The sequence below is a fragment of the Paenibacillus jiangxiensis genome, from assembly GCF_046098255.1.
Classification (GTDB): Bacteria; Bacillota; Bacilli; order Paenibacillales; family Paenibacillaceae; genus Paenibacillus; species Paenibacillus jiagnxiensis.
In genome coordinates this window covers 20893-28398 of sequence record NZ_JBJURI010000039.1, presented here as the reverse complement: position 1 = coordinate 28398, position 7506 = coordinate 20893, and the positions used below count along the sequence as shown (strand labels likewise).

General features: G+C 53.0%; 5 protein-coding genes and 1 pseudogene. All 6 read left to right on the top strand.

All coding sequences use genetic code 11. The features are described 5' to 3' along the window. Positions 1 to 264: pseudogene (locus ACI1P2_RS27560) on the top strand (SIS domain-containing protein); the annotation flags it as partial. A 32-nt stretch (positions 265 to 296) separates the two neighbouring features. Further along, positions 297 to 2366, top strand: a complete 2070-nt coding sequence (locus tag ACI1P2_RS27555; RefSeq protein WP_355326020.1) for a hydantoinase/oxoprolinase family protein — start codon at positions 297 to 299, stop codon at positions 2364 to 2366. 2 nt (positions 2367 to 2368) lie between these two features. Continuing rightward, positions 2369 to 4114: a hydantoinase B/oxoprolinase family protein gene (locus ACI1P2_RS27550; RefSeq protein WP_355326017.1), complete on the top strand. Its 1746-nt coding sequence runs from the start codon at positions 2369 to 2371 to the stop codon at positions 4112 to 4114. 439 nt (positions 4115 to 4553) lie between these two features. Continuing rightward, entirely contained in the window at positions 4554 to 5546 is a 993-nt protein-coding gene (locus tag ACI1P2_RS27545) for an ABC transporter ATP-binding protein (protein WP_355326014.1), read from the top strand. Continuing rightward, positions 5543 to 6550 carry an ABC transporter ATP-binding protein gene (locus ACI1P2_RS27540; RefSeq protein WP_355326011.1) on the top strand — a complete coding sequence of 336 codons (1008 nt, stop codon included), beginning with the start codon at positions 5543 to 5545 and terminating at the stop codon, positions 6548 to 6550. The genes ACI1P2_RS27545 and ACI1P2_RS27540 overlap by 4 nt, the downstream gene beginning before the upstream one ends. Further along, positions 6543 to 7487, top strand: a complete 945-nt coding sequence (locus tag ACI1P2_RS27535; protein WP_355326008.1) for an ABC transporter permease — start codon at positions 6543 to 6545, stop codon at positions 7485 to 7487. Before ACI1P2_RS27540 ends, ACI1P2_RS27535 begins: the two co-directional genes overlap by 8 nt. Positions 7488 to 7506 lie beyond the last annotated feature (19 nt).

Here is a 7506-nt window from a genome sequence, read left to right as displayed (position 1 = left end):
AATGTGCCTTTCATTCTGCTTATGGGCCTTGACGAGACACGTCCGCTTGAAGAACGCGCGCTTGCTTTCCTCGAGAAGCATGGCAAAAAAAATCTCGTATTGGATGCCAAGACATTTGATCTGACAGGCATTGATGAAGAGGTTCGGGGTTACATTGCGCCGCTTGCCATCAACTTTGTCCTGCGTATGTATGCATTGGCCCTGTCCAAGGAACGAAACCACCCTCTCGAAACGAGACGCTACATGTTCAAGATTCCTTACTGATCGGGACACACCAAACTGTGGGAGGAATGTAAATGCGTTTTATGGTAGGTGTGGACGTCGGCGGTACGTTTACGGATGTGACGCTTGTAGATACGGTTACCGCTGAAATTGTGAATCATAAAGTGCCATCGACTCCGGCTGATCCCTCACAAGCGATTATGACGGGCATCAGGCAAATACTGGAGATGAACCAGGTGCCATTTGACCAGGTGATGTATCTGGCACATGGCACCACGGTCGCAACCAATTCGCTCATTGAACGTAAAGGGGCGGTCACAGGCCTGCTCGTTACCGAAGGGTTCCGGGATCTGCTGGAGATCGGACGGCAGACTCGTCCAGGTCTGTATGACTTTTTCAAGGAAAAACCGGTTCAGGTCATTCCCGGGCAGCTGTGTCTGGAAGTGGAAGAGAGGTTGTATGCGGACGGCAGCAAGCGAAAAGAGCTTAATAAAGACAGTCTGCGCAAGGCGATTGAAGAGCTTAAGCAGTCGGGTGTGCAATCTATTGCCGTATGCTTCCTGTTTTCATACCTGAATCCCGAGCATGAAAGGCAAGCCGTGGAGGAAATCCGGCGTCTTTTCCCTGAAGTGTACGTTTCCGCCTCGTCGGAAGTGGTGCCTGAATTCCGCGAATATGCCAGGCTGAGCACAACAGCTATCAATGCCTACCTCGGCCCGGTTATGCAGCAGTACATGCAAAATTTCCAGCAGTCTGTCAGGGAAGCAGGGATTCCTGTGGATCCTTACATAACCCAATCGAGCGGCGGGATTATTTCTATTCAGGAATCTGTCGCAGCCCCCGTCCGCACCGCGGTTTCGGGTCCGGCCGCAGGTGTCGTCGCGGCTGCGCGGCTGGCAGAGCTGACAGGCTATAAAAATATGATCACATTTGATATGGGGGGCACGTCGGCGGATTTCAGCCTGATCGAGAACGGCGAGCCGAAGGTTTCCATGGAGCGTGAAGTGGAAGGCTTCCCTGCGCGCATCCCCATGCTGGACATTCACGCGTGCGGGGCCGGAGGCGGTTCGATTGCCTGGCTTGATGCGGGCGGCGCCTTAAAGGTGGGTCCTGAAAGCGCAGGCTCTTTGCCGGGACCTGCTGCTTACGGGCGCGGTGGTACAAAGCCGACCGTCACCGATGCCAACGCGATTCTGGGCAGACTCAACCCTGACGGCATTCTGGGCGGACGGATGTCATTGGATGTGGAAGGCGCCAGACGAGCGGTGGAGGAGCATATCTGTACACCAACCGGCTTGTCGCTCATGGATGCAACCATGGGCATCCTGTCCGTGGTTAATGCGAACATGACACGTGCCATCCGCCTCATTTCCATTGAAAAAGGGTATGATCCGCGGGAATTCACACTGGTGTCATTCGGTGGCGGCGGAGGCCTGCACTGTGGGGCGTTGGCACGGGAGCTGGGCATTCCGCGCATATTGGTTCCACCTTCTCCCGGCACATTCTGCTCGCTTGGTCTGCTTGTGGCCGATATTCGTTTCGACTTTGTGCGTTCTTCACTGCAGCCCGGGAATGCCAGCGGACTGGACGTGATCCAGGAATTGTATGCCGAGATGGAACGGGAAGCGAACAAGATGCTGGAGAAAGAAGGAATTGCCGTCCCGAACCGGAAATTCGTCCTGGGATTGGATACACGCTTCAAAGGACAAAATTATGAGCTGACTGTGCCGGTCGAATGGTCTGAGCTTACTCCGAACGGCATAGCCGCAATTCTCGAACGCTTTCATGAAATGCACGAAAAAAATTACGGTTACTCCAACCGAAACGGGCAAATTGAGTTTGTGAACTATCGGGTGACGGCATTGGGCATGCTGCCGAAGGCTGCACTGAAGAGAGCAGAGGAACATCGCGAAGGCAAGCCTGTTCCCTTTGTAGTCCGTGACGTTTACTTCGCCGAGAACGGTCATGCAGAAACCTGTGCGACGCCTGTCTACAACCGGACCGATCTGCAGCCGGGAGACCGGCTCATAGGGCCGGCGATCATAGAACAGATGGATTCAACCATCCTCGTTTTGCCGGGTCAAACGATGGAGGTGGACCCGTACCGAAATATGATTATTCATACCTTCAGTGAGGAGGACTAACGATGGAACGGATCGATGCAATCACACTGGAGATCGCCGCGAATCTGTTGCTTTCGGTGGCAGAGGAGATGGGGGTAACGCTCGTTAAAACGGCGTACTCCACGAATATCAAAGAGCGCAAGGATTGCTCTACCGCCATATTTGATGCAGAGGGTAATATGATTGCCCAGGCGGAATACGTGCCCATGCATCTTGGCTCCATGCTGGGTGTTGTTTCCGAGGTGCTGACCAAGTTCCCCAGGGAATCTCTTCAAGACGGGGATGTTTTCGTAACGAATGACCCGTACGCCGGCGGGGGTACGCATTTGCCGGACATTACGATGGTTACACCGGTATTCGTGGAGAATCGTCTTGTGGCCTTTGTAGCCAATATCGCTCATCATTCCGATATTGGAGGCATGGTGCCGGGAAGCGTATCGGCCCATTCGGACAATATCTTCCAAGAGGGGCTCCGGATTCCGCTCGGACGAATCTGCCGGGCAGGAACGCTTGTTCAGGAGACATACGATTTTATTATTCTGAACACCCGCACTCCTTATGAACGGGCCGGAGATTTGAATGCCCAGATCGCCGCCAATCTCGCGGGAGCGAAACGAATGGCCGAGGCGGTACAAAAGTATCAACCCGATTACTTTGCGGCTTGTACAAATGCGCTGCTGGATTACGCCGAGCAGCTCATGCGGGCAGGTATCCGCACGCTTCCAAACGGAACGTACACGTTTGAGGATTATTTGGATGATGCGGGCGAAAACTCCGAGACACCGATTCCCATTCGTGTACAGGTCACCATAGACGACGGAACGGCAAAGCTTGATTTTACAGGCTCAAGCTCCCAGGTGCCGGGCCCTTTGAATATGACGTATTCCGGACTTTTGACGACAGCGTTTTATTGCTTTAAGGCAGTGGCCGGACAAACCATCTTTGCGAATCACGGGATTTACCGGGCGCTCCAGGTGACCGCTCCGGAAGGGTCCATTGTGAACTGCAAGCTGCCTGTCCCGGTTGGACAGCGGATTGATACGGCTCAACGGGTAGTTGACGTCATATTGGGCGCTCTGGCTCAGATCGCGCCGGAACGTGTATTAGCCGCATGTAACAGTGTAGTGACCTCGGCAATTTTTTCCGGAATGAATCCGGCTACCGATCAATATTTCGTTTATCTGGAGACCATAGCCGGGGGTTCGGGGGCTCATCACAGGGGGGATGGACTCAGCGGTGTTCAAGTGCACATGACGAATACGTCCAATCTGCCTGTAGAGGCTCTCGAACGTGAATATCCGGTTATGGTGGAACGTTACCAGCTGATCGAGGATTCCGGCGGCGCCGGCAGGTTTCGCGGGGGACTTGGAATTCGGAGGGACTTTCGCATCCTGCATGACGGCTTGAGCTACACGGGCCTTGGTGACCGGCATAAATTTGCTCCATGGGGGCTTTGCGAGGGTAAAGCCGGCAGTCCCGGGCAGTTTATGCTGACAAGAAAGGGCGAGAATACGGAGGTATTGGGCTCGAAGGTGTCGGGCATCACTTTGAATCATGAAGATTTGGTCACCGTCTGTTCACCGGGCGCCGGCGGATACGGGCATCCTTATGAACGGGAGCCTGAGCAGGTTTTAAATGACCTCAGAGAGGGCAAGATTTCCCTGGCAGCCTGCAGAAATGAATATGGTGTCGTCCTGAAGCGAACTGAAGAAGGCTATGAAGTGGACGAAGCTGCAACCGAAGCCGTAAGAACGGCAGTGAGAGCATAACGGGCACATTGCTCAGGATGACCAGATCCGCCTGCACATGTAAGGTTATGGAGTCTTAAAGGTCGGGAACAGAGTATTTTACTTCTGTTCTCGACCTTTTGCCATATAAACCACCGCGGGTTTTAGGCATGCGAAAGAAGGATCTCAGGACAAAAATACAGAAAAATCATAAAAATTTCCCTTTATCTGCAGTCAGGACGGAAATCACTCCGTCGATCAGGGCGCCATGCTCAAAGAACGTATGAATTTACCGTGAAAACCGCTCATCCATACATGGGATAAAATATAACACTTTATTATAATCATCTTAAGATATCAGCAAAAAGAAAACGGTATCAATAACACGAAACTGCCGCTTCACTTCTATTGCAAAAATATTGTGTCATTATAGTTATCTTCAATGCGTGGCAAAAGCGTACTACAGGGAAAGGTGAAGCCTATGGAAAAAGAACTGCTGCGAATCAGTGATTTGACGACCCAGTTTAAAACGGACCAGGGCGTGTTCCCCGCCGTCAGCGAATTGAGCTTAACCGTAGGCAGACGCGAAATTGTGTGTGTCGTCGGTGAAAGCGGCAGCGGCAAAACTGTCGCCTCCCTTTCTGTAATGCAGCTCATTCCGTCATTTGCCAGCATCACCTCAGGTGAGATTTGCTTTGAAGGCAGTGACTTGCTTAAGCAAAACAAGAAAAAGATCAATGAGATCAGGGGCGGAAAAATCGCAATGATTTTTCAGGACCCGATAGTAGCGCTGGACCCGGTATTTACCTGCGGAAGCCAAATCGTCGAGGCGATTCTGATGCATGATCGCCAGCCGCGCAAGCAGGCGCGGGAGAAAGCGCTGGATTTATTGCAGCGGGTAGGCATTGCCCACCCGGAGCGTGTATTTGATTCTTATCCGCACGAGCTGTCGGGCGGAATGTGCCAGCGTATCATGATTGCCATGGCGCTTTCCTGCAACCCGAAGCTGCTTATTGCCGATGAACCGACGACAGCGCTTGATGTCACGGTGCAGGCGCAAATTCTGGAGCTTCTCAAACAGCTCCGGGACGAGATGGATATGAGTATCTTGCTCATCACTCATGATCTTGGCGTGGTGGCTGAAGTCGCGGACAGGGTAGCGGTAATGTATGCAGGCAAAGTTATGGAAGAAGGCGATGTCCGTTCGGTCTTTAAAAACCCCCAGCATCCCTATACCCAGGGCCTGCTTCGATCCATTCCCCATCTGGACCGGAAAGACGGGAAATTGTACAGCATTAGCGGATCAGTGCCCAGCATCGCATCCATGCCGTCCGGCTGCCGATTCCATCCCCGCTGTCCGCTGGCAAACGATCTTTGCCGGCAGCAAGAGCCGGGATTGATCCCTTCAGGCGCCGGAACCAACGTGCGATGCTGGAAAGCAGAAGAACAGTCGAAGGAGGGGACGGTGGGATGACAGATACACTGCTTGAAGTAAGAGGGGTTAAAAAGTACTTTCCGCTTCACAAGTCCCCCTTCTCCAGGAATAAAAGCTTTGTCCAGGCTGTCGACAACGTTAATTTCTCCATCCTGAAAGGGGAGACCTTCGGACTGGTCGGAGAGTCTGGCTGCGGCAAAAGCACATTGTCCCGCGTGATCATGCGTCTGATTGACGCGGATGAAGGGCAAATTCTTTTCGACGGACAGGATTTGCTTTCTCTCAGGGGCAATGCGCTGAGAAGGCAGCGCAAGCAGTTTCAAATGGTCTTTCAAAAACCGTTTGAATCCTTGAATCCGCGCAAGACCGTCGGAGACATCATCGGTGCTCCTCTTCAAATCCATGGTGCCTTGAATCATAGTGACCGGAAGCGTGAAGTGCGGCGGCTGCTGGAGCTCGTAGGGCTTAGTCCGCAATATATCGACAGATATCCGCATGAATTTTCCGGGGGACAGCGGCAACGGATTGGAATAGCCCGGGCGATTGCCATCAATCCCAGGCTGATCGTCTGTGATGAAGCGGTGTCGGCGCTTGACGTGTCCATTCAGTCTCAGATATTGAATTTGCTGCACTCGCTGCAGGAGGAGTTCGGGTTAACCTACCTGTTCATCTCCCACAATCTTTCGGTCGTCAAATACATGAGCGATCGTATTGCGGTCATGTATTTGGGGAAAATCGTCGAAATCGCCAACGCCGAGTCCCTGTACACGGGAGCGAAGCATCCGTATACCCGGGCTTTGCTTTCGTCTATCCCCATCGCCGACCCTGATGCTAAAAAAGAACGTATTGTGCTCGGCGGGGATGTACCCAGCCCGGTCAACCCTCCGTCCGGCTGCAGGTTCTGTACGCGGTGTCCCGAGGCGCTTCCTGTGTGCAGTGAAGTAAGTCCCGATTTTGTATCCATTTCCGCTCAGCATCAGGTGGCCTGCCATTTATATACCGATCAGGCGGTGAACGGAGAGGGGGAAAGTCAGGATGGCTAGGTTTGTCGGCGTGAAGCTGTATACATTGATTTTGCAGGTATGGGTTGTGTCGACACTCGTTTTTATGCTGATTCATCTGATGCCGGGCGACCCCGCGGCACTGGCGCTGGGTACAGAACGGGGGGCTGATGCGCAGGCACTGGCTGAAATGAGGAAGACACTTGGACTGGACCAGCCGCTGCTGCAGCAGTACATAAGCTGGATTTCCAGCTTTGTCCAGCTGGACATGGGTAACTCTCTGTTTGACCAAACCGCGGTAAGCACCTTTATCGCTCAGAGACTGCCCAACACGATTGAGCTTGCGGTGGTCTCCATCATTCTTGCAGTGATCATCGGAGTTCCGCTCGGGATTGCCGCCGCCCTGAAGCGGCAAAGCTTTCTCGATCTGCTGCTCTCTTCCACGGCCGCACTGGGCATTTCGTTCCCTGTGTATGTTCTTGGGGCGTTCCTTATTATATTGTTCAGCTTCCAGCTTCAGCTGCTGCCTGCAGGAGGTTTTACCCCTTTCTCGGAGGACCCGGCGAAGCATATACAACGGCTGGCACTGCCGGCCATCACGCTGGCGCTCGGCCTTGCGGCCTCCATCGCAAGAATGACACGATCCTCCATGCTGGAAACGCTGGGAAAGGATTATGTTCAGACACATCGGGCCAAAGGGCTTTCCGAGTGGTCCGTCGTGTTCAAGCATGCGTTTCGCAACGCGATCATTCCGGTAGTTACAATTATCGGTTTGCAGCTGGGCAATCTGATCGGTGGAACCGTACTGGTCGAATATTTGTTCAACTGGCCGGGAATGAGCACGCTGCTCGTAAATTCCATCGGCAATCGGGATTATCCCTTGATCCAGGGTTGTATCGTTGTGATGGCCACATTTTTCATCGTCGTCAACATGCTGGTCGATATTTTATACGGTCTCATGGACCCTCGTGTACGGTAAGGCATTGAACGAAGCTGGA